Annotated in this window: 15 protein-coding genes; 10 read left to right on the forward strand and 5 right to left on the reverse strand. The window is 40.8% G+C overall.

The features are described from left to right. Positions 1 to 166: 166 nt before the first annotated feature. The gene (locus FTT76_RS13095; RefSeq protein WP_257224594.1) at positions 167 to 1,429 is read left to right on the forward strand and encodes a DcaP family trimeric outer membrane transporter; all 1,263 of its coding nucleotides are present in this window, start codon (positions 167 to 169) and stop codon (positions 1,427 to 1,429) included. A 369-nt stretch (positions 1,430 to 1,798) separates the two neighbouring features. Continuing rightward, entirely contained in the window at positions 1,799 to 3,928 is a 2,130-nt protein-coding gene (locus FTT76_RS13100) for a TonB-dependent receptor domain-containing protein (RefSeq protein ID WP_180008144.1), read from the forward strand. A gap of 106 nt (positions 3,929 to 4,034) precedes the next feature. On the opposite strand, the gene FTT76_RS13105 is transcribed toward FTT76_RS13100, so the two are convergent. Both FTT76_RS13105 and FTT76_RS13110 read right to left on the reverse strand, forming a co-directional pair. After that, a complete protein-coding gene (locus FTT76_RS13105) occupies positions 4,035 to 5,471 on the reverse strand; it encodes an amidase (protein ID WP_180008145.1) in 1,437 nt (478 codons plus the stop codon). A gap of 120 nt (positions 5,472 to 5,591) precedes the next feature. Next, complete coding sequence (locus FTT76_RS13110) at positions 5,592 to 7,016, reverse strand: PLP-dependent aminotransferase family protein (protein WP_180008167.1); 1,425 nt, start codon at positions 7,014 to 7,016, stop codon at positions 5,592 to 5,594. Positions 7,017 to 7,213: 197 nt separating this feature from the next. Between FTT76_RS13110 and FTT76_RS13115 the strand changes: the two genes are divergently transcribed. Continuing rightward, positions 7,214 to 8,011 (forward strand): hypothetical protein, encoded by a 798-nt coding sequence (locus FTT76_RS13115; RefSeq protein WP_180008146.1) that lies wholly within the window; start codon positions 7,214 to 7,216, stop codon positions 8,009 to 8,011. Positions 8,012 to 8,251: 240 nt separating this feature from the next. Here FTT76_RS13115 and FTT76_RS13120 read toward each other — a convergent pair whose 3' ends face one another. Both FTT76_RS13120 and FTT76_RS13125 read right to left on the reverse strand, forming a co-directional pair. Beyond that, positions 8,252 to 8,410, reverse strand: coding sequence for a hypothetical protein (locus tag FTT76_RS13120; RefSeq protein ID WP_168379604.1), 159 nt, complete (start codon positions 8,408 to 8,410; stop codon positions 8,252 to 8,254). 121 nt (positions 8,411 to 8,531) lie between these two features. After that, positions 8,532 to 9,413, reverse strand: a complete 882-nt coding sequence (locus FTT76_RS13125; protein WP_078193328.1) for a LysR family transcriptional regulator — start codon at positions 9,411 to 9,413, stop codon at positions 8,532 to 8,534. A 163-nt stretch (positions 9,414 to 9,576) separates the two neighbouring features. Here FTT76_RS13125 and FTT76_RS13130 point away from each other — a divergent pair, with 163 nt between their 5' ends. The 7 genes from FTT76_RS13130 to FTT76_RS13160 all read left to right on the forward strand — a co-directional run bounded on the left by FTT76_RS13130 (position 9,577) and on the right by FTT76_RS13160 (position 18,439). Further along, on the forward strand, positions 9,577 to 11,094 hold the full coding sequence (locus tag FTT76_RS13130) for a CoA-acylating methylmalonate-semialdehyde dehydrogenase (protein ID WP_180008147.1): 1,518 nt from the start codon (positions 9,577 to 9,579) through the stop codon (positions 11,092 to 11,094). Positions 11,095 to 11,109: 15 nt separating this feature from the next. Next, a complete protein-coding gene (gene mmsB, locus FTT76_RS13135; RefSeq protein ID WP_180008148.1) occupies positions 11,110 to 12,003 on the forward strand; it encodes a 3-hydroxyisobutyrate dehydrogenase in 894 nt (297 codons plus the stop codon). A gap of 89 nt (positions 12,004 to 12,092) precedes the next feature. Then, positions 12,093 to 13,748 carry an AMP-binding protein gene (locus tag FTT76_RS13140; protein ID WP_180008149.1) on the forward strand — a complete coding sequence of 552 codons (1,656 nt, stop codon included), beginning with the start codon at positions 12,093 to 12,095 and terminating at the stop codon, positions 13,746 to 13,748. Between the two features lie 120 nt (positions 13,749 to 13,868). Next, positions 13,869 to 14,996, forward strand: coding sequence for an acyl-CoA dehydrogenase family protein (locus FTT76_RS13145; protein ID WP_180008168.1), 1,128 nt, complete (start codon positions 13,869 to 13,871; stop codon positions 14,994 to 14,996). Between the two features lie 80 nt (positions 14,997 to 15,076). Further along, a complete protein-coding gene (locus tag FTT76_RS13150) occupies positions 15,077 to 15,850 on the forward strand; it encodes an enoyl-CoA hydratase (RefSeq protein ID WP_180008150.1) in 774 nt (257 codons plus the stop codon). Positions 15,851 to 15,873: 23 nt separating this feature from the next. After that, complete coding sequence (locus tag FTT76_RS13155) at positions 15,874 to 16,899, forward strand: enoyl-CoA hydratase/isomerase family protein (RefSeq protein ID WP_180008151.1); 1,026 nt, start codon at positions 15,874 to 15,876, stop codon at positions 16,897 to 16,899. Positions 16,900 to 17,101: 202 nt separating this feature from the next. After that, entirely contained in the window at positions 17,102 to 18,439 is a 1,338-nt protein-coding gene (locus tag FTT76_RS13160; RefSeq protein ID WP_180008152.1) for an MFS transporter, read from the forward strand. Between the two features lie 303 nt (positions 18,440 to 18,742). Here the strand turns inward: FTT76_RS13160 and FTT76_RS13165 are convergent, their stop codons facing one another. Next, positions 18,743 to 20,068 carry an ISNCY family transposase gene (locus FTT76_RS13165; protein ID WP_180008153.1) on the reverse strand — a complete coding sequence of 442 codons (1,326 nt, stop codon included), beginning with the start codon at positions 20,066 to 20,068 and terminating at the stop codon, positions 18,743 to 18,745. Positions 20,069 to 20,258 lie beyond the last annotated feature (190 nt).

Here is a 20,258-nt window from a genome sequence, read left to right on the forward strand (position 1 = left end):
AAGATTTAACATTACCCCAAAATTTTAAGTTTCCAGGCCCTGATGCACAGCATGAGGGCTAGTGGGAAATTGTGACAAAAAATAAGGAAAGGGCATTGCCCAAATCGAGGTCAGGATGAAAACTCAAAAGCTAAATTTAGTCAAAAAAACCTTTAAAATTAAACCGATGATACTAGCTTGTGCAGTCGCGTTCCCCATGTGGACACATGCGGCAGTCAGCGAAGCTGAAGTTGAACAGTTGCGTGATGAAGTCAAAGCATTAAAAGCCATGATGCAGCAATATGTTCAGCAGCAAAACACTTTGTCGAGTGAAATCAAAGACGTAAAACAAGGGTCTGTAGTTGCTGCGCAGAATCAAAAACCGACTCAAACACCGAGCCTGAGTTTAAATACCAAATCGGGCGCTGAGTTTAGCTTGTATGGCAATGTGCGTGCAGATGCATCTTATCAGGCAGAAGGCGGCAGCTTATCTCGCCTGTATAACCAAATGAATAGTGTTCCGCTAGAAGGGAATGCTGAAAGTTCAGATCGTTTAAAAGCAACACTTGCTGCCACACGTTTAGGACTAGACTTTAAAACGCCGACTCAAGTGGGAAATGTAGGCGGTAAAATTGAAGCCGACTTTTTGGGCGCAAATGATGGACTACGTATTCGTCATGCCTATTTAACCTATAGCAATTGGTTGGTGGGGCAAACATGGTCTAACTTTGCTGTACCTGATTATATGCCTGAAACCATTGATGCATTGGGCTATGTCGGTGGTGCTGTTAAACGTACACCGCAAGTTCGCTATAGTCACAAATTTAGTCCTGAGACAAATCTAGTACTTGCCGCAGAAGATTCTAAGGATGACAGCTCAAATATGCGTTTACCTGCATTAACAGTGCGGTTAAACCATAAAATGACAGATACACTCATGTTGAGCGCACGTGCGATGGGTGCTGAAAAGAAAACGGATACGGATACAGAAACTGCATGGGGGCTTGGTCTGGGCGCAAAGCTAGATTTGACGGATAAAACAGTGCTCAAAGCGGATTATTACCATGTCAAAGGCGACAGTAGTTTTGTGTCATGGACCAACCAAGGTTTTGTGACCAATGCGGATAAAGACATCATCGCCACCAATGAATTTGACTCGATTACAGTAGGTTTAACTCAACAAATTTCAGCACAATGGCGCGGAACATTGGGCTATGGTTATATGAAAGCAGATAACAATGCAGATTATGTCAACTCATTAGTCGATAAAACCAAGGCCAATAAAAACTTGTGGCAAGCATGGGCAAATGTATTTTACAGCCCTGTTAAGCCGATTAGTTTAGGTCTGGAGTATGTTTATGGTGAACGTGAAGCATTTGGTGCTGCACCAAATGGCAGTACGAAGGGTGAAGATAACCGAATCAATGCGGTCGCGATGTATAACTTCTAATGCCATTACAGAGAATTGTTTAATTTAAATTGGCTTAGAAATTTCAATATCAATTTAACGAGAGCGTGATTGGAAGTATTTTCAAGTTTTGACATCTGACTTTCCGACAATCTTTCAATGCGTACTCTTAATCAATACACGCCCTTGATCTTCTCCGATTGAGGGCTTTTATCTTATTTAGAAACTTTTATTTTTTGACTAAAAAATATAATTATCTGTTTTATTTCATTTAACAAATCATTTGAATATAAAAATACGAAGAAGGATATTGATAAAAATCATGAATTTTGAAATATTTTAATACATACATGACGATAAAACACACTACAATCCTTGCCGTAAATTTCGTTTCACTTAGAAGACGCAATCATGGATGTCCCTCAATTTTCCAAATATAACAACACGTCACTTAAGCTTTTAAGCCTGATGATGCTCACCGCAATGGCACAATATAGTGTTGCAGATAGCAATGTATTACCTGAAATCACCATCAACGTTGAACAAAGTTCAATGGATGAACAAATAAAAAAAGCACTGACTAAAGTAAATGGTGCAACCAATGCGATCGTTGCAGCAGACATTCAGAATATACCGAAGCGAACAAATGCTGATTTATTTAAAAATCAACCGGGGATTTACGCGGCATCTTCAGGAAATGAAGGGGTAAAACTGTCGATACGTGGCTCGGGGATCAATCGCGCACCGGGGGCGCATGCTTCAGGGTTGTATGTAACCTTAGATGATTTGCCATTTACAGGGCCAGGAGGAACACCTTATGAACTGCTTGAGCCGCTGTGGGTAGACCATATAGAGGTTTTACGGGGGGCTAATGGTTTAACACGTGGTGCATTAAGCTTGGGTGGTCTAATTAACTATGATAGCCCAACTGGAAAAAATGCAGCAAAACTGTCAGTGCATCATGAAATGGGTAGCCACGGTTATCAGAAAAGTGAAATCAGCTCAGGACAACAAATCGGCGACTTAGACTATTATCTTTCCTTAACGCAAAGTGATGATGATGGTTTTCAAGATCATTCCTCAAGCCAGAGCAAAGGTTTATCGGCCAATGTGGGATATAAAATAAACCCTAACCTAGATACACGTTTTTATCTGCGTTACCGAGAGACTGAACACCAAACACCGGGACGTCTAACCCAACAACAGATTGAACAAGATCCAAAACAAGCAGTACCTCTAAATATCTCGCTGAATAATAATCGTCCGCAGCCGGGAAGTCTTTGGTTGGCGAATAAAACCAATATGACTTTGGACTCAGGCGATCGCTTACAGTTGGGGCTGGCCTATCATCATTATCCGATGGATTTGCAAGAAGGACTTTATAGTACTGATGTTGACTATGATGATATTAGTACCTTATTTAACTACCAATTTGACCGAACCTTGTGGGGGCATAAAAGCCAAAATAACTTAGGTTTTCGTAGTACCACGCATTTGCCAGATGGTCAGGTCGTTGAACGCTTGCGTGTAGCGCAAGGAGCTTTTGCTGCGGGTACAGAAACGCGGCATTATACCTACCAAGGTGGTGACTATGTTTTACATTATGCTAATGCCTTGGCACTACACCCACAGTTTTGGCTCGATAGTCGTGTTGCATTGGCGTACACCCATCGTGAAAGTGAAGTGACATGGCCTGTGCAAAGCCATAAAGAAAATATTCGTGAATGGAATGTCCTGCCATCGCTAGGTTTTCGATATCAAATTCAACCTGAAACACAGCTCTTTGCCAATGTCAGTCGAAGCTTAGAAGCACCACATCCATGGGCTTTAATTTGGGGGTCGGATCAATACTTCCCAGATGGTAGTGGCGCAGCAACGGGACGCCAAAGTGCTCCGATACATTTGAATAGTCAGACAGCGAACACTCTTGAACTAGGTGGGCGTGGTCAACATGCACTGGGTGAGTGGAATATTGCATATTACTATTCACAGGTTAAAAATGAACTATTGGCCGTTGAAATCCAATCAGAGCCTAAAAAGATTATTGCTGAATCGAATGCTTCAGACACTGTCCATCAAGGGATTGAAGTCGGTTTAAACAGTTCACTTTGGCAAAATGATGTATATGGACAAGTTCAACTGAAACAAGCTTACACCTTGAATGATTTTCACTATAAAAATGATGCGGTATTTGGAAAAAATGAGCTGGCAGGTATACCAAAACACATCTATCAGGCTGAACTCAAATACGAACATCCTTTAGGCTTTTATGCTGCGGTGAATACACTTTATGCCGCAAAGGTCGCAACCGACTATGCCAATAGTTTCTACGCAAAAGATTGGCAAATTTGGGGAGCATCGTTCGGCTATATACAACCACAAAAACAATATATGGCGTGGTTGGATTTCAGAAATATGGCCAATAAAAAATATGCATCTACCGTGACACCGGGCTATAACGATGCCGGCAAAGATCCTGCTCGTTTAACACCGGGTGAAGGCCGAGCGGTATATGCAGGACTAACGTATCATTTTAATTAAGCATCTTGTATTTAAACAGTGATCTATTAAAAAGCTTTGATTCGCAGATTTGAAAATAAAAAAAGGGAGCCAATCAGCTCCCTTTTTTAACTCTTTGATTCGGTTGTTAAGCAGTTCGAGGCATATCCTGAATACGTCGCCATGGCTGAGCTTCTTCAATTTCATATGCCAGTTCGATCAAGGTTTTTTCATCATCGACATCGGCTGATATTTGCATACTGATCGGTAGTCCGTCGTTTTGCGTTTCTCCCATAGGAATCGACATACCCGGCGCACCCACCACATTTTGAATAGGTGTAAAAGTCACATAGTTCTGAATACGCTCAAATAATTGGTCAAACGGTAATTGAGGTGACAAATAGCCAATTTTCGGTGTGGTATGTGCAAGTACAGGCGATAGCAAAACGTCATAATGCTTAAAGATTTCACGATATTGTTGCTGCATTTTCTTTAATCGATACAGAAATAGCGGGGTTTTATAAAAGTTCTTTTTATATAACATCGATAAACCAACGGTTAAGTTATCTAACTCTTTTGGATTAAAGTCAGCGCCAAAAATTTTCTTGCCAAAGGTACTCAGTAAAAAGGACAACATCCCCCAATATTCACTAAAATCTTCAACAAAGCTTAAGGCAAAAGGTAATTGAAGTTCTTCAACATGATGGCCTAATTTTTCCAATAGTGCTGCGCTATGCATTAATGTTGCAGTCGTTTCGCTATCTATTTGCCCAGTAATCGATTGCGGGACTAAACCGATGCGTAGTCGACGTTTAGAAGGGCCATGAATCATGCCTATGCGTGGCAGCTTTTTATTGTAATAACTTGACTCCATTCCTGCATAGAAATGCGCAGTATCTCGTATGCTACGGGTTAGGACACCTTCACTGATGATATTAATCGGAAGAGAGCCTGCTGCTTCACTGTCATAAGTACGGCCACGGCTAGGCTTTAATCCAATCAGGCCGCAGCATGCAGCAGGGATACGAATCGAACCACCGCCATCATTGGCATGGGCAATCGGAACTACACCGGCTGCAACGAGAGCTGCGGAACCCCCTGAAGATGCACCGCAGGAATAACCTAAATGCCAAGGGTTATAGGTGGCTGATCCATCTTTATATTCGGTGCTGGCATTTAGACCAAATTCAGGGAGCTTGGATTTTCCTAATACGACAAACCCTTGATCTAAGATTTGTTGGCTAATTTGAGGATTACGATCGGCTGGTTTTAAACCTATGGCCTTTGAACCATGGCGTGAGGGCAATCCTTGATAATCTAGATTATCTTTAAAGAAAAAAGGGACACCCGCAAAAAGACCATGTTCAACATATTGATTTTGCTCTAAAGCACGCTGAAAACAGTCCAGTTCAATGGCATTTAGATGCGGGTTCACTTGTTCCGCACGTGCAATGGCCGCTTGAGTTATTTCTTGCACGGAGGCTTCTTTAGATTTGATGAGCTGTGCAATCCCCACAGCATCTAGATCTGTGAGTACATCCGAACTAAAGGCATGTATGCGTTGACTGTGTTTTTGATCTTCCATGAACGAACCTATTTGTTTTTTGAATTTTGGTAAATGTTGAATGAATTCGTTGTTATCTCAACAACAAATATATGTATTTGAACAATATCTGTTTGAGCATAATAATGACAATAAAAATTGTCAAATATTCATCTGATCTGAGGAAAGTGCAGAGATTGTACTAAGGAGGGCATCTAAAGCCTGTTGAATCTCATCCTTCCATGCAAAGGAACAATTTAAACGGATATATTGAGTTTTGGCTTCCGCAACATTAAATAAACGGCCTGGTGCAATGCCAATCTGCTGTTGAATTAGGGCTTCATAGACTGCCATACTTTCAACATTTTCCGGTAGTTTTAACCAAAGAAAATAACCACTTGGATGATATTGTAATTTGCATCCAGTCGGTAGGCGGCTTTCTAAATAACGGTAAAACTGTAATTTATGCTGTTGTAGACTTTTTCTTAAGACCCTTAAATGTTTTTCATAATGATAATTTGAAATAAATTCCACTAAGGCATTTTGCAATAAGGTATTAACGGAAATAGTGCTCATAAGCTGTAAGTGTTGAATCGCTTGAGAGTATTTACCTGCATGCACCCAACCGACCCGAAATGCAGCGCCCAACGTTTTAGAAAAAGAAGAGCAATGTAAGACCATATTATTTTGATCAAAGTATTTCATTGAAACAGGTTTCTTAGACGCATAATGCATTTCTTCATACACATCGTCCTCAATTAAATGCACATGATATTGGTGTAAGAGCACGGCAATTTTTTGCTTGATTTCATCGCTGACTGTAAAGCCCACAGGATTATGCGAATTCAGCATCAACCAACAGATCTTGACGGGATAAGTTTTTAAAATATGTTCAAACGCGGTTAAATCAAAACCATCTTGTGGATGTTCAGGTAAGTTCACCACTTTAAGGCCTAAGCGCTCTGCAGCTTGCAAGGCGCCATAGAAAATATTTTGCTGTAACACGATATAGTCACCCGGTGAGGCTATGGCCTGTAAGGAAAGATTCAGTGCATCCATACAGCCTGAGGTAATCACAATATCCTCTGGATCAGTGGCTATGCCTTGCATGCAATAACGCTGTGCAATCAACTTACGAAGGGCTAAATTACCGGGTGGAAGATTATCAATGGCATCGTAACTTTTGGGATTTCGGGAAATTTGCCCCATGATTTGGGTTAACTTTTTAGAAAAAACAATGTCTTGAGCTGGAAAAGCTGATCCCAATGGAACGATTTTTTCATCTTGTATTGATTTTAAATACTTAAAGACCAGAGAGTTAATTTCAACCGGCGTGTTTAAGGACACGATTTGAGCGTGTTCAGCCTCTATTTCGACTAAGCCTTGCGCCACATAGTAGCCTGATTTTTCACGTGCATAGATTAAGCCACGCGATTCTAACTCCTGATAAGCATTCATGACCGTGATTAAACTAAAGCCGGACAACTGTACTTGTTCACGTAAAGAAGGGAGTTTTTCGTGCGCTTTTAAAGTGCCATTTTCAATCAGTTGACGTAGGTGCTGTGCGAGCTGTTCCGATTTATACATAGTCATCAACAAGTCAAGATTCTGTTATAAATATATCAGTAAAAGTTTCCCAGCATTATATTTTTATAACAGATGGGTCGGTACTGTTATATGTTTTTTCAAATTCACTGTATCTAGTTTTAAGCTTGAATTTTTTATAAGGTGCATTGACCACAACACTTGTGGCGTCAAATGGTATGGAAGTTAGGGAGTTGACTATGTTTAAAGCCAGTGAATTAGAACTGTTACAACATTTACTGGTGGGTGTTCCATTGACAGATTCAACGCTGCATCTGTTGCAACAACAGCATACTAATTTAGAAGCAGTACTTTTACGCAGTCGAATTTTACGACAAGTACAGCAAGTGGGCTATGTCAGTATTTGTCAGGAGCATATGAATGCCAAGGCTGAAAATGCGGCTTTTTTATTTGCACCTTTTATCCTAGCGAATTTGAATCAGAAGGTGATGTACGCTACACCACAAAGCCCTGAAAATGTTGCGATATTGAATCGTTATTATCATGCTGAGGCTAAACTTAGCGCATTTAAAGTTGATGATGTTTTATCGGGACTCAATGTCTACATTGAGCTAAATAATGAACAGCTATCGCCAGCAGAATACTTCTATTTTAGTTTGATCAATAGCTTATGTAATCCGAAAGTTTCCAAAATTATTTGTATTACACATCTACATATCGACTTAGAAAAATTAAATCAGCTTGCTGAATATTTAGATGTTGAAATCCATGTCTTGGCGGATAAAGCTGAACCGATTGACTTTGATCTAAATAAAATCAATATGTTAAAGCTGCTATTTAAAGACAAAGATCAGCAATATATCGATTTATGTCAAAAATTTTCGTTTATTAATGCGCAAATTTTACAACGATTAGGTTTATATGAATTTGACCGTGCGCAAGTCTTGGTAGAAGACATGTTTTATTCAGAACACATCTTTGAAAAAATGTCGGTATACGGTGAATATATTCAAACGCATCTACAGCACCAAGTTTAAAAAAACAGAGTCCTGCATAAGCGATTCAGAGGGGAAAGTAATTTTATAGCTGTAATTTGATCACTTTAAAAATGCAAAAAAGCTTGTAAATCTAGACTTACAAGCTTTTTTTAAATTCAAATTTAAACCAATTTATTTGGCCCAATGATCCGATTAATACTTTATGAACTGATCATGAGCAAACATGAAATGTAAGATATACATGCAATAGCGAGTTGCAATAAGTGAATAGATTATCGCTTAAGGTAGATAAGAATTATCTGCACCAACGACAAACGCTACACCAATACAGAATAAAAGCACATAGATTGAGAACCAAATAATGGCACGTTTAAAGGCCTTATCTGAAATTTCACTGTCTGCATATTTTTGCGGTTTTTTAGGCTCTTGATTGCTCATAAGATGTACTCTAAATCCCTAGTGGTTATAGGTGATTATTGGGGTATATCGCTTGAAAGCATAGATACAACATTCATCTAAATTTCTATAACAGTTATAGTTTGGAAGGAAGCTTCATCTCTTAATCCATTAATAAACTATGATATTGGTCAGTTCTTTTTCTCAAAAAGTCCCAGACCAGCTTAATGCGTGGCTCATGTTGTAAATCGACTAGGGTTAGCATCCAAAAGGTATGCACAAAACGAACATCTTGCGCCAAGACTTGTTCTAATTCGGGTTTTTCCTCGGCCAAAAATTTGGGCAATATTGCCAATCCTGCACCCGCACTCACGGCAATTTGTTGTGCCAAAATACTACTACTTCTAAAGTTAGCATTGAGCTGAATAGGTAAGCGCTCTAAACAATACAGTTCTGGGCTATAGACTAGATCATCTATATAGTTCACAAAAGTGTGTGATTTTAAATCTTCTAATGTATGAATGGGTTGCGTGTTTTTTAAGTATTCTTTACTGCCATAAATCTTTAAACAATAGTCTGCTAGTCGAGTAATAATATAAGGTCCTGATTTCGGTCGATCAATTGAAATAACAATATCTGCTTCACGATGTGAAAGTTTGATCATTTTCGGCACTGGAATAAGGTCGATAGTCAATAGAGGGTATTTTTTGGACAATTCTGCCAAGAGCTGTGTCAAAAATGCTGTTCCAAACCCTTCGGGTGTGCCAATTCGCACACGACCTTGCATAGGTTGGTTAGGTTTTTCGATTTGTAAAAATGCCTGTTCCATTTGTTCTACCCGAGGAACCAGTGCCAAACCTTCTAAGGTAAGCTCATAACCTGTGGCTTCACGTTTAAATAATGGCGTGCCTAAAGCCAGTTCTAGCGCATGTATACGTCTAGAAACTGTACTGTGCTCAACTCCAATAATACGTGCGGTATTGGTTAGGGTTTTCGCACGAGCCAAAACCAGAAAATACTGTAAATGATCCCAATCTACTTTCATTGTTATTGTCATCCCTGTGCATATTTGCACATCAATCGTGCGTGAATCTCTATTGGTAGTCAAAATTTTCTTTGCTAGTTTGAAGTGAATTGGAAAATATAAATATAAGGCTTTTGGATATTTTCTAAGTCAGTACAAAACAATAAGTGCCTATGGAGAGGTCATGAACACAATGTCAAATATTCAGTCAGCGACGGCTAAATTATTAATTAACGGTAAATTTATAGAGTCAAACACTACAGAGTGGCAAGACATTCTAAATCCTGCAACTCAAGAGGTTTTGGGTCGTGTTCCAATGGCGACTATGGAAGAAGTGGATGCAGCGATTGCTTCAGCGCAAGAGGCGTTTAAGACTTGGCGCTTAACACCTGTTCAAGCACGTATGCGCATTATGCTGAAGCTACAAGATCTCATCCGTAGCAATATGAAAGAGATTGCCCGTGTACTGACTGCTGAGCAAGGAAAGACGCTAGCAGATGCTGAAGGTGATATTCAACGTGGTTTAGAAGTCGTTGAGCATGCATGTTCGGTTGGCACACTTCAAATGGGCGAATATATAGAAGGTGTGGCACGTGGTGTGGATACCTATACTTTGCAGCAACCTTTGGGTGTATGTGCAGGAATTACGCCATTTAACTTTCCTGCGATGATTCCACTGTGGATGTTCCCAATGGCCATTGTCAGTGGAAATACCTTTGTCTTAAAGCCATCTGAACAAGATCCATTGTCGACCATGATGCTTGTCGAACTTGCGATTGAAGCCGGTATTCCAGCAGGTGTATTAAACGTAGTGCATGGTGGTAAAGACGTTGTTGATCGTTTATGTACACATCAAGCTATTAAGGCCATTTCATTTGTAGGCTCTACAGCCGTTGGTACACATGTATATAACCTTGCAGGACAGCATGGAAAACGTGTGCAGTCGATGATGGGGGCTAAAAACCATGTGGTGGTGATGCCAGATGCCAATAAAGAACAAACCTTAAATGCCCTCGTTGGTGCAGCATTTGGTGCGGCAGGTCAGCGTTGTATGGCTTTGTCTGTTGCTGTCATGGTTGGTGAAAGTAAAGAATGGGTCAATGAACTGGTTGAAAAAGCCAAAACGCTGAAGGTCAATGCAGGGCATGAACCGAATACCGATATTGGCCCAGTCATCTCACCTCGCGCAAAAGCACGTGTACTGGATTTAATTCAAAGCGGTGTAGATCAAGGCGCAGAGCTGTTGCTGGATGGTCGTGATATTCAAGTCATCGGCTATGAGCAAGGAAACTTTGTCGGAGCAACGATTTTTAATCAAGTTTCAACTGATATGCGCATCTATACCGAAGAGATCTTTGGACCCGTGTTAGCCATTATTCATGTTGATACTTTAGAGCAGGCAATTGAATTAATTAATGCCAATCCATTTGGCAACGGTGTTGGACTATTTACACAAAGCGGTGCAGTCGCTCGTACATTCCAAAGCGATATCGATATTGGTCAAGTGGGTATCAATATTCCAATTCCTGTACCTGTACCTTTCTTTAGCTTTACAGGATCGCGTGGTTCAAAACTGGGTGACTTAGGTCCATATGGTAAGCAAGCAGTTCAGTTCTATACACAAACCAAAACCATCACCAGTCGTTGGTTTGAAGATACACAAGAAAAAGGTGAAGTGAATACCACCATTAACCTACGTTAATTTAGGAGTTCAAGGATGAATATTGCCTTTATCGGTTTAGGAAACATGGGCGGAAAAATGGCTCAAAACCTACTCAAAGCAGGTTTTACGGTTTACGGTTTCGACTTAAGCGAAATTGCGATTCAGCATTTTACTGAAGCAGGTGGCATCGTTTGCCAAAGCCCACAAGATGCCGCGAAACAAGCAGATGTCGTGATTAGCATGTTGCCTGCTGCCAAGCATGTCAAAGAGGTGTACTTGGGAGAAAATGGTGTATTGGCGGTAATGAAAGCAGGAAGCTTATGTATCGATAGCAGTACCATTGATCCGCAAACCATTAAGGATATAGCCGAGGCGGGTGCTGCACATCAGATAAAAATCTGTGATGCACCTGTTTCAGGCGGAACTATTGGTGCTCAGGCAGGTACATTAACCTTTATGGTCGGTTCGGATGATCAAACCTTTGAAAAAACCAAAGCTGTCTTAAGCCACATGGGTAAAAACATTGTGCATTGTGGTGATGTGGGTGCAGGTCAAATTGCGAAAATTTGCAATAACTTGATTCTTGGTATTTCCATGGCAGCCGTTGCTGAAGGTATGGCACTCGGTGCGCGTCTGGGAATTGATCCTCAAGCCTTAGCGGGTGTGGTGAATAGTTCGAGTGGACGTTGCTGGAGTTCGGATGTATGTAATCCATGGCCGGGTATCTCAGCAAATGCACCTGCGGGACGTGGCTATACTGATGGTTTTGCAACGCAGTTGATGTTGAAAGATTTAGGGCTGGCTGTAGAAGCCGCAGGACAAGTCAAACAGCCGATTATTTTAGGCGGACTGGTTCAGCAAATGTATCAACAGCTGTGTTTACAAGGTAATGCTCACTTAGATTTTTCAAGCATCGTGCAGCAATATTTACCTAAGGATGCTGAATAATCGCATTGAACACCAATCAGGCCTAGGTATGGCTAACAATACAAACACTCGTGTCGGAATAACAATAAATTGAGACTGAGGTAGAGAAGATGTCGAATTATCAAGATGTTGCTAAGGCATTTGACTTAAATCATGCTGCCAAAGAAATGTTATCAGGCTCTTTAGAGCAATTAAATGCATGCTATGAATGCTGTGACCGTCATGCGATTGATCAAGATAAGGTCGCACTGTATTGGCAAGGTAAAGATGGGCGGAAAGAACAATATACCTTTGCAGAGCTACAACAGTGGTCGAGCCAATTTGCCAATTTTTTAAAGTCACAGGGTGTGCAAAAAGGTGATCGTGTATCGGGTTTATTACCTCGTACAGTTGAATTACTTGTGGTGATTTTAGGGGCTTGGCGAATAGGTGCTGTATATCAACCGCTGTTTACCGCCTTTGGCCCCAAAGCCATTGAACATCGTTTACACCTTGCACAAAGCAAATTGGTGATTAGCGATGTGGGTAATCGCAGTAAATTAGATGAAGTTGCACATTGTCCCCAAATCGTTACTGTTGCAGATCTAGCGGGTCAAGGGATTCAACAGGGAGATTTAAACTTTTGGGATGAAGTAAACGCACAGTCTACAGATTGTGAAATTGTCCTACAGAGCATCAATGATCCATTTCTTTTGATGTTTACTTCAGGTACTACAGGTCCTGCAAAGCCCTTAGAAGTCCCGCTTAAAGCTTTGATCGCTTTTGGTCAATATATGAAAAATGCGGTAGGGCTACGTGAAGATGATTCGTTTTGGAATATTGCCGATCCGGGTTGGGCTTATGGTTTGTATTACGGAATTACTGGGCCACTTTTACTTGGACATGCAACACTCTTTTACGAAGGTGGTTTTAGCATTGATAGTTTGTGTCAGATCGTAGATGACTACAAAGTAACAAACCTTGCAGGTGCACCGACAGCATATCGAATGATGATGGCGGCTGATCCTGAACAAATGGCAAAACTTAAAGGCAAATTTCGTGTGGTCAGTAGTGCTGGAGAGCCGCTTAACCCTGAAGTGTTCCGCTGGTTTAAACAAGTCCTAGATGCACCGATCTTTGACCATTATGGGCAGACTGAAGTCGGTATGGTGGTGTGTAATCACCATGGTTTACAACATGATATTCGCGCAGGTGTAGCAGGTTATGCCAGTCCAGGATATCGCGTGGCGGTTGTTGATGAACAAGGGCAAGAGCTAGCTGCAGGAACGCCGGGAGTGCTTGCCGTCGATATTAGTCAATCACCGATGATGTGGTTTGGTGGATATAAAGAAAGTCGTAAGTCACCCTTTGTAAAGCATTATTACCTCACTGGTGATACCGCAGAATTACACGCAGATGGCAGTATGAGCTTCGTTGGTCGTAATGATGATGTGATTACAACATCAGGTTATCGTATCGGGCCATTCGATGTAGAAAGCGCTTTACTTGAGCATGATGCAGTGATTGAAGCTGCGGTCATTGGTGTACCTGATCCGGATCGGACAGAAATCGTAAAAGCTTTTGTAATTTTAGCTGAGCATGTCACAGCGTCAGAAGAATTAGCAGAGCAGCTGGGGCAATTTGTGAAAAAGCGCTTATCCGCACATGCTTATCCACGATTGGTGGAGTTCGTTCAAGAACTACCGAAAACCCCAAGTGGAAAAATTCAGCGTTTCTTATTAAGAAATCAAGAGATTGCGAAACAATCCACGCAGCATGCAAGTTAAATGACGTAACGATTAACCCTAAATTAATGCCGAACAATCAGGATCAAAATCAAGCTTTCATTCAGTTTTAATCATTTTCAAACTGGATGAAAGCAAATGATTGATGTACAGGACGATAAGATGCAATTTACCGAAGAACAATTATTAATTCAGGACATGGCACGCAGTTTCGCGCAGGAACAAATTAAACCTCAAGCGGCTGAATGGGATAAACACGGAACCTTTCCCAAAGCGGCTTTAGCGCAGATGGGAGAACTGGGTTTATTGGGTATGTTGGTATCAGATGAATGGGGTGGTTCAGATACAGGTAATCTTGCCTATGTTATGGCTTTAGAAGAGGTTGCCGCGGCCGATGGGGCAACATCAACCATTATGAGTGTACATAACTCAGTAGGCTGTGTTCCTATTGCTAAATTTGGCACAGAAGAACAAAAGCAGAAATATTTAGTGCCTTTAGCACAAGGCAAAATGATCGGTGCATTTGCATTAACTGAGCCGCATACGGGTTCAGATGCTGCTGCCATTAAAACTCGTGCAGTAAAAGATGGCAATGAATGGGTGATTAATGGTGCTAAGCAGTTTATTACCTCTGGTCATAATGCAGGGGTCATTATTGTCTTTGCTGTGACTGACCCAAGTGCAGGGAAAAAAGGCATGAGTGCTTTTATTGTCCCAAGAGAAACACCTGGTTATGAAGTGATTCGTACTGAAGAAAAGCTTGGGTTACATGCTTCCGATACCTGCCAAATCGCACTCACAGACGTGCGTGTGCATGAAAGCCTAATGTTAGGAAAAGAAGGTGAAGGTTTGAAAATCGCCTTATCAAATCTAGAAGGCGGTCGTATTGGTATAGCAGCGCAAGCAGTCGGTCTTGCACGTGCAGCATTAGAAGAAGCAACCCGATATGCCAAAGAGCGTATTACTTTTGGAAAGCCGATCTTTGAACATCAGGCTGTTGCGTTCCGATTGGCAAGTATGGCAACAGAAATAGAAGCTGCACGCCAATTGGTCTATCACGCGGCACGTTTAAAAGAAGCAGGACAACCTTGCTTAAATGAAGCGTCTATGGCCAAGCTTTTTTCATCTGAAATGGCAGAACGAGTTTGCTCCGCAGCATTACAAGTCTTTGGAGGTTATGGCTATCTCAAAGATTTCCCTATAGAGCGTATTTATCGTGATGCACGTATTTGCCAAATCTATGAAGGCACAAGTGATATCCAACGTTTAGTGATTGCTCGCAGCTTATAACGTGGTCATTAAGACATTTAAAACGACAAGGCTTCAGACGAAGCCTACTTATAAATATTGAACAAATATAGGGATATTACATGCAATTTGAAACGATTCTACTCGAAAAGAACAAGGGTGTTGGACTCATTACTTTAAATCGTCCTCAGGCCTTAAATGCGTTAAATAGCACATTAATTCAAGACCTTAATTTGGCCTTAGATGATTTAGACAGAGATTCTTCCATTGGCTGTATGGTTATTACAGGTTCAGAAAAAGCCTTTGCCGCTGGTGCAGATATTAAAGAAATGGCTGAACTGAGTTTTCCAAATATTTATTTGGATGATTTTTTTCATCTGGCAGATCGAATTGCTCAGCGCCGTAAACCTCTAATCGCAGCTGTCAGTGGTTATGCGTTAGGTGGAGGCTGTGAGTTAGCGCTCATGTGTGACTTTATTTACTGTGCCGATAATGCAAAATTCGGTTTACCAGAAGTGACTTTGGGAGTAATTCCCGGGATAGGTGGGACACAGCGCTTAACGCTTGCTATAGGTAAGGCCAAAGCCATGGAAATGTGTCTGACTGCGAGACAAATGGGCGCAGTAGAAGCAGAGCAGAGTGGTTTAGTTGCGCAAGTCTTCCCTAAAGAGGAGTTAGTCGAAAAGACCTTAAATGCTGCTAAAAAAATAGCCGAAAAATCTGTGGTGGCAACCATGATGATCAAAGAGTCAATTAACCGTGCATTTGAAGTCAGTTTGCAAGAAGGTTTGCGTTTTGAACGCAGAACATTCCATTCGATTTTTGCAACTCAAGACCAAAAAGAAGGCATGCAAGCATTTGTTGAAAAGCGCCAAGCCAATTTTAAAGACAATTAAAAATAAAAAAGGATGATATGGATATGAGTACAAATAACTTAATGATTGAAGAACATGGACATTTAGGCCAAATCAGTTTAGATCGCGTGGCAAGTTTAAATGCCTTGTCTTTAGAAATGATCCAAGGGATTCAACAGCAATTAGCACTATGGGCTGATCAAACCAATATTCATGCCGTACTTATTCGCTCAAATAGTCCCAAAGCATTTTGTGCAGGTGGAGATATTCGCTATCTCTATGATAGTTATATGAATGGTAAAGAAGATCATCAAGCTTATTTTCAAGCTGAGTATGAAATGCTGAATACCATTCGTGCGTATGAAAAACCCATTATTGTCATACTTGATGGCTATGTACTTGGCGGTGGATTTGGCTTAGCCCAAGCATGTCATGTGCTTGTCAGCAGCGAAAAGTCTAGATTTGCCATGCCTGAAACTGCCATTGGATTTTTCCCAGATGTGGCTGCGACACACTTTTTATCCCGTTTAGATGATATTGGTGTGTACATGGCAACTACGGGCGATCAAATCAGTGCTAGCGATGCGTTGTATCTAGATTTGATTGACTACCATGTTCCGAGTGAGCAACTTGTTCAATTAGAAGAAGATTTAAGAAATTCCAAGCATCTCAGCAAAGAAAATATTGAACAATTGATTGCGAAATATATTACTCGACCAGCGGAAAGTGAACTTAGTCAAAATGCAGATTTAATTCGTAAGCATTTTGGTTTTGAGAGCATTGATGCCATTGAAAATAGTCTTGAAAATGAACAGCATAATGATGCTCAAGCGTGGGCGTTAAAAATACGCAATACCTTGGAACAACGATCTCCAATCGCGAAAAGGATCAGTTTGCAACTCCAACATTTAGGTCGAGGTCTTTCACTAAAGCAATGCATGCAAATTGAACGACATTTACAAGACGTTTGGTTTCAACATGGCGATATTGTCGAAGGTGTGCGTGCATTAATTGTGGATAAAGACAAACAGCCAAAGTGGCAACAGTCTAGTCCGACTTTAGACAAAATAATGGAGGAAATATCTATTTAATCAGTAGGTTTATATTTTTAACGGTTCAAACCCTTGGTCAATATTCATATTTGATTTTATGTTCGATATGAACCAGTGACTCAGCGTAAATTAAACACATATAAGATCTAAAAATATTGATTTTCATGAAGAAAATCATCATACAAATCAAGCATCGTGAAAATGCAACGTAGAAATATCTTGCAGAATAAGGAAGATAACAATGCAAAATGTACAGGGAAACACAGCTCCACCAGCTAAGTCCTCGCATCGTTTAGCGGGTATTTCCAGCATGGTGGGTACAACCATCGAATGGTATGACTTTTTTATCTATGGTGCTGCCGCAGCACTCATTTTCAATCGACTTTTTTTCCCAAATCTTGATCCCTTAACTGGCGTATTGGCAGCATTTGCTACCTATGCTGTAGGCTTTATTGGTCGACCACTTGGTGGCATTGTTTTTGGCCATTTTGGCGATAAAATTGGTCGTAAATCAATGTTATTGGTCACACTAATGTTGATGGGTATTCCAACGGTTATGATTGGGTTGTTACCGACTTTTGAAACCATTGGTTATTGGGCAACGGTCTGTTTAATTATTTTAAGATTTATACAGGGCATGGCCATGGGTGGAGAATGGGGCGGAGCAGTCCTCATGGCGGTAGAACATGCGCCAGCGGGTAAAAAAGGCTTTTGGGGAAGTTTACCGCAAGCCAGTACAGGTGGTGGTTTATTGCTCGCTTCGGTGGCTTTAGGTTTAGTCTCAATGTTGCCTGAAGAAGCACTTTTTAGCTGGGGTTGGCGTCTGCCATTTTTAGCCAGCATTATTTTACTGGCTGTAGGTTGGTATATTCGCGTAAAGGTGCCTGAGTCTCCAGACTTTGAAAAAGTTAAAGCTCAAACCGAAACAATTAAAGTTCCAGCAAAACAAGTGTTTAAAAATCATCCTAAGCAGTTGATTACGATTATTTTATCTCGTGCTGCTGAAAATGCTTGGTTCTATTTGGCATCGACATTTGCTTTAGCCTATACCACCACACAGCTAAATATTCCTAGGCAAGATATCTTGTTTGCAACGATTTGTGGTGCTGCAGTCATCATGGTTATTACGCCAATTTTTGGACATTTGTCTGATAAAGTTGGGCAAAAAAACATGTTCAGATTTGGTTTATGCGTACTGGCTTTATACAGCTATCCATTTTTTGCAATGTTAAATACCAAGGATCCTGTATTGGTTTGGACGGCCATTGTGATTGGTATTGGCGTAGTTTTTCCTTTGATGTATGCGCCGCAGTCACAGTTATTTTCACGCCAATTTCCAGCAGAAATACGTTATAGCGGTATTTCAATCTCAGTTCAATTTGCAGGCGTGCTAGGTGGTGGTTTAGCTCCATTAATCGCGACGAAATTGTTGAGTATTGGTGATGGAAGCCCCAATTTAATTATTGCCTATATTTCAGGCTTTGCAGTGATTGCGATTATTGCGTCGTCATTTTTAAAGCCGGATCAAATAGAGCAAAAAACAAAAGCATTTAGCAGTAAAGAAATTAAATCTTCATAAATCAAAAATCAGGTAAACAGTAGGCTGATTTAAATATAGAAATTAATGTGAATTAGCCATAGCAATCGTTGTTATGGCTTTTTTCTTGTCTGAGGATTGTAGCAGGACAAATAATATTGTCAGTATTGCGTAGGATCTTGGCGGCACAAAATATGTTTGATGTGTAAGAGCAACAAATCAAGTTTGTTACACAAATGAAAGATTTAAGCACCAATAAATTAAAAAATATTAAATATCAAAGTCTTAATTATACTTGTTATTCCCAAGTAGAAATGTCCTACCTTAAAACCAAATAGAAATGTCCTATACAGGCATTTCCAAGTCAAGCACAGGATTCAGATTTCGTTGTTCAATCGCTGTTTTCTGTGCACGTCTACTTGGCATCTTTTGAGAACGATTGCGTTTGTTTTGTTGTTCCAGTTCTTCATGCTGTTGTTGGATATGATTCAGAACAGCACTCAACCGTTTATTCTCAACGATCTCTCGCTGATTCAGCTGACTTAATTTATCGAAGAGGCTGTAATTGATCTTTCGGCTATTATGCATGATGGCTACAGTACCATCCGGGTATTCCAGGAACTCAAGATACTTACCGATCAACCTCTGATTTTCTTCGGTGTTTTCCAAGAGATATACGCATTTATCATAAGTAATCGTCAGGCTATTCGTGACTCTGCGGGGTTCACGCCAAGTAAAAATATCATCTAACTCTTCGGCTGTTTCAGTGATAGGCCGATGTAGATTCTTAGGATTAAAAGCCATCTTGGCGAACTTCTGATTGAACTGCTCAATGAAGCAGGGTAGCCAGGCATTCGCTTGCTCAATCGAACAGATGCCTTTCAGGCGCATCTCCTTGATCAGACGGTCCTGAAGGGTTCTGTTGGCCCGTTCTACACGGCCTTTGGCCTGCGGTGAATTGGCGAAGATGATATCGATATTCAGGGTGCTGAGTACACGTCCAAACTGGGTAATCTTGGTGTCTTTCTTGCTGCTTTGATTCACTCTAAAGACTGAATGTTTGTCGCTGTAAAACGCTAAAGGCTTACCATGCTGTTCAACATACAAGCGTGTCGAAATCATATAGTCAAAGGCTGATTCTGATTCACAGAAGCGTAAATGCTGCAATTTGCCTGTGGCATCATCGATAAAGACTAGCAGACAGCATTTAGCGGCTCTTCCTTCAAACCAGTCATGGTGTGAGCCATCGATTTGTACCAGTTCACCATAACAATCTCGGTTATATCGAGGCTGATATGGGCGTTTCAGGCGCTTGCAGCGAGGGATCCATAAATCGGCTGCAATCATCCAAGAACGCAGGGTTTCTACTGAAAGATCGAATCCATGTACGGTAGTGAGCTTTTCATGCGCTAAAGTGGGTCCGAAACCATAAAGTTGATCTGAAACAATATTGAGGCACTTGAGTCTGATTTCTTCAGGAAGTTTAGAATTGCTGATTTGGCCACGACCGGCATGGGCTAATGCAACTGGACCTTGGGCTTTGTATTTCTGCAGTAAGCGTCTGATCTGACGTTCTGAAATATGAAGTAGCTGAGCAGCATGGGATTGAGTTATGCGTTGATCGCAGGTTTCCTGCAAGACCGACAATCGTTTAAGTTCTTTATCCGACATAGACACCAACATATCAAACCGTCCGCTAAGGAAATTGCAGAAGTGCATATTCTAAAAGCGGACATTTTTACTTTGGAGAAACCGGACATTTCTATTTTGGAGTTACAGAGGCATTTCGTATAATATGGTCGAAGATTATGTTACATAGGTGATTTTGTACAATATCGAGCTGCAAAATCACCGTCATTTA

The organism is Acinetobacter sp. YH01009 (assembly GCF_013420765.1).
Classification (GTDB): domain Bacteria; phylum Pseudomonadota; class Gammaproteobacteria; order Pseudomonadales; family Moraxellaceae; genus Acinetobacter; species Acinetobacter amyesii.

Coding starts and splice junctions, on each gene's coding strand:
- FTT76_RS13095 (WP_257224594.1), top strand. CDS start 167: ATGATACTAGCTTGTGCAGTCGCGTTCCCCATGTGGACACATGCGGCA.
- FTT76_RS13100 (WP_180008144.1), top strand. CDS start 1,799: ATGGATGTCCCTCAATTTTCCAAATATAACAACACGTCACTTAAGCTT.
- FTT76_RS13105 (WP_180008145.1), bottom strand. CDS start 5,471: ATGGAAGATCAAAAACACAGTCAACGCATACATGCCTTTAGTTCGGAT.
- FTT76_RS13110 (WP_180008167.1), bottom strand. CDS start 7,016: ATGTATAAATCGGAACAGCTCGCACAGCACCTACGTCAACTGATTGAA.
- FTT76_RS13115 (WP_180008146.1), top strand. CDS start 7,214: ATGTTTAAAGCCAGTGAATTAGAACTGTTACAACATTTACTGGTGGGT.
- FTT76_RS13120 (WP_168379604.1), bottom strand. CDS start 8,410: ATGAGCAATCAAGAGCCTAAAAAACCGCAAAAATATGCAGACAGTGAA.
- FTT76_RS13125 (WP_078193328.1), bottom strand. CDS start 9,413: ATGAAAGTAGATTGGGATCATTTACAGTATTTTCTGGTTTTGGCTCGT.
- FTT76_RS13130 (WP_180008147.1), top strand. CDS start 9,577: ATGAACACAATGTCAAATATTCAGTCAGCGACGGCTAAATTATTAATT.
- mmsB (WP_180008148.1), top strand. CDS start 11,110: ATGAATATTGCCTTTATCGGTTTAGGAAACATGGGCGGAAAAATGGCT.
- FTT76_RS13140 (WP_180008149.1), top strand. CDS start 12,093: ATGTCGAATTATCAAGATGTTGCTAAGGCATTTGACTTAAATCATGCT.
- FTT76_RS13145 (WP_180008168.1), top strand. CDS start 13,869: ATGCAATTTACCGAAGAACAATTATTAATTCAGGACATGGCACGCAGT.
- FTT76_RS13150 (WP_180008150.1), top strand. CDS start 15,077: ATGCAATTTGAAACGATTCTACTCGAAAAGAACAAGGGTGTTGGACTC.
- FTT76_RS13155 (WP_180008151.1), top strand. CDS start 15,874: ATGAGTACAAATAACTTAATGATTGAAGAACATGGACATTTAGGCCAA.
- FTT76_RS13160 (WP_180008152.1), top strand. CDS start 17,102: ATGCAAAATGTACAGGGAAACACAGCTCCACCAGCTAAGTCCTCGCAT.
- FTT76_RS13165 (WP_180008153.1), bottom strand. CDS start 20,068: ATGTCGGATAAAGAACTTAAACGATTGTCGGTCTTGCAGGAAACCTGC.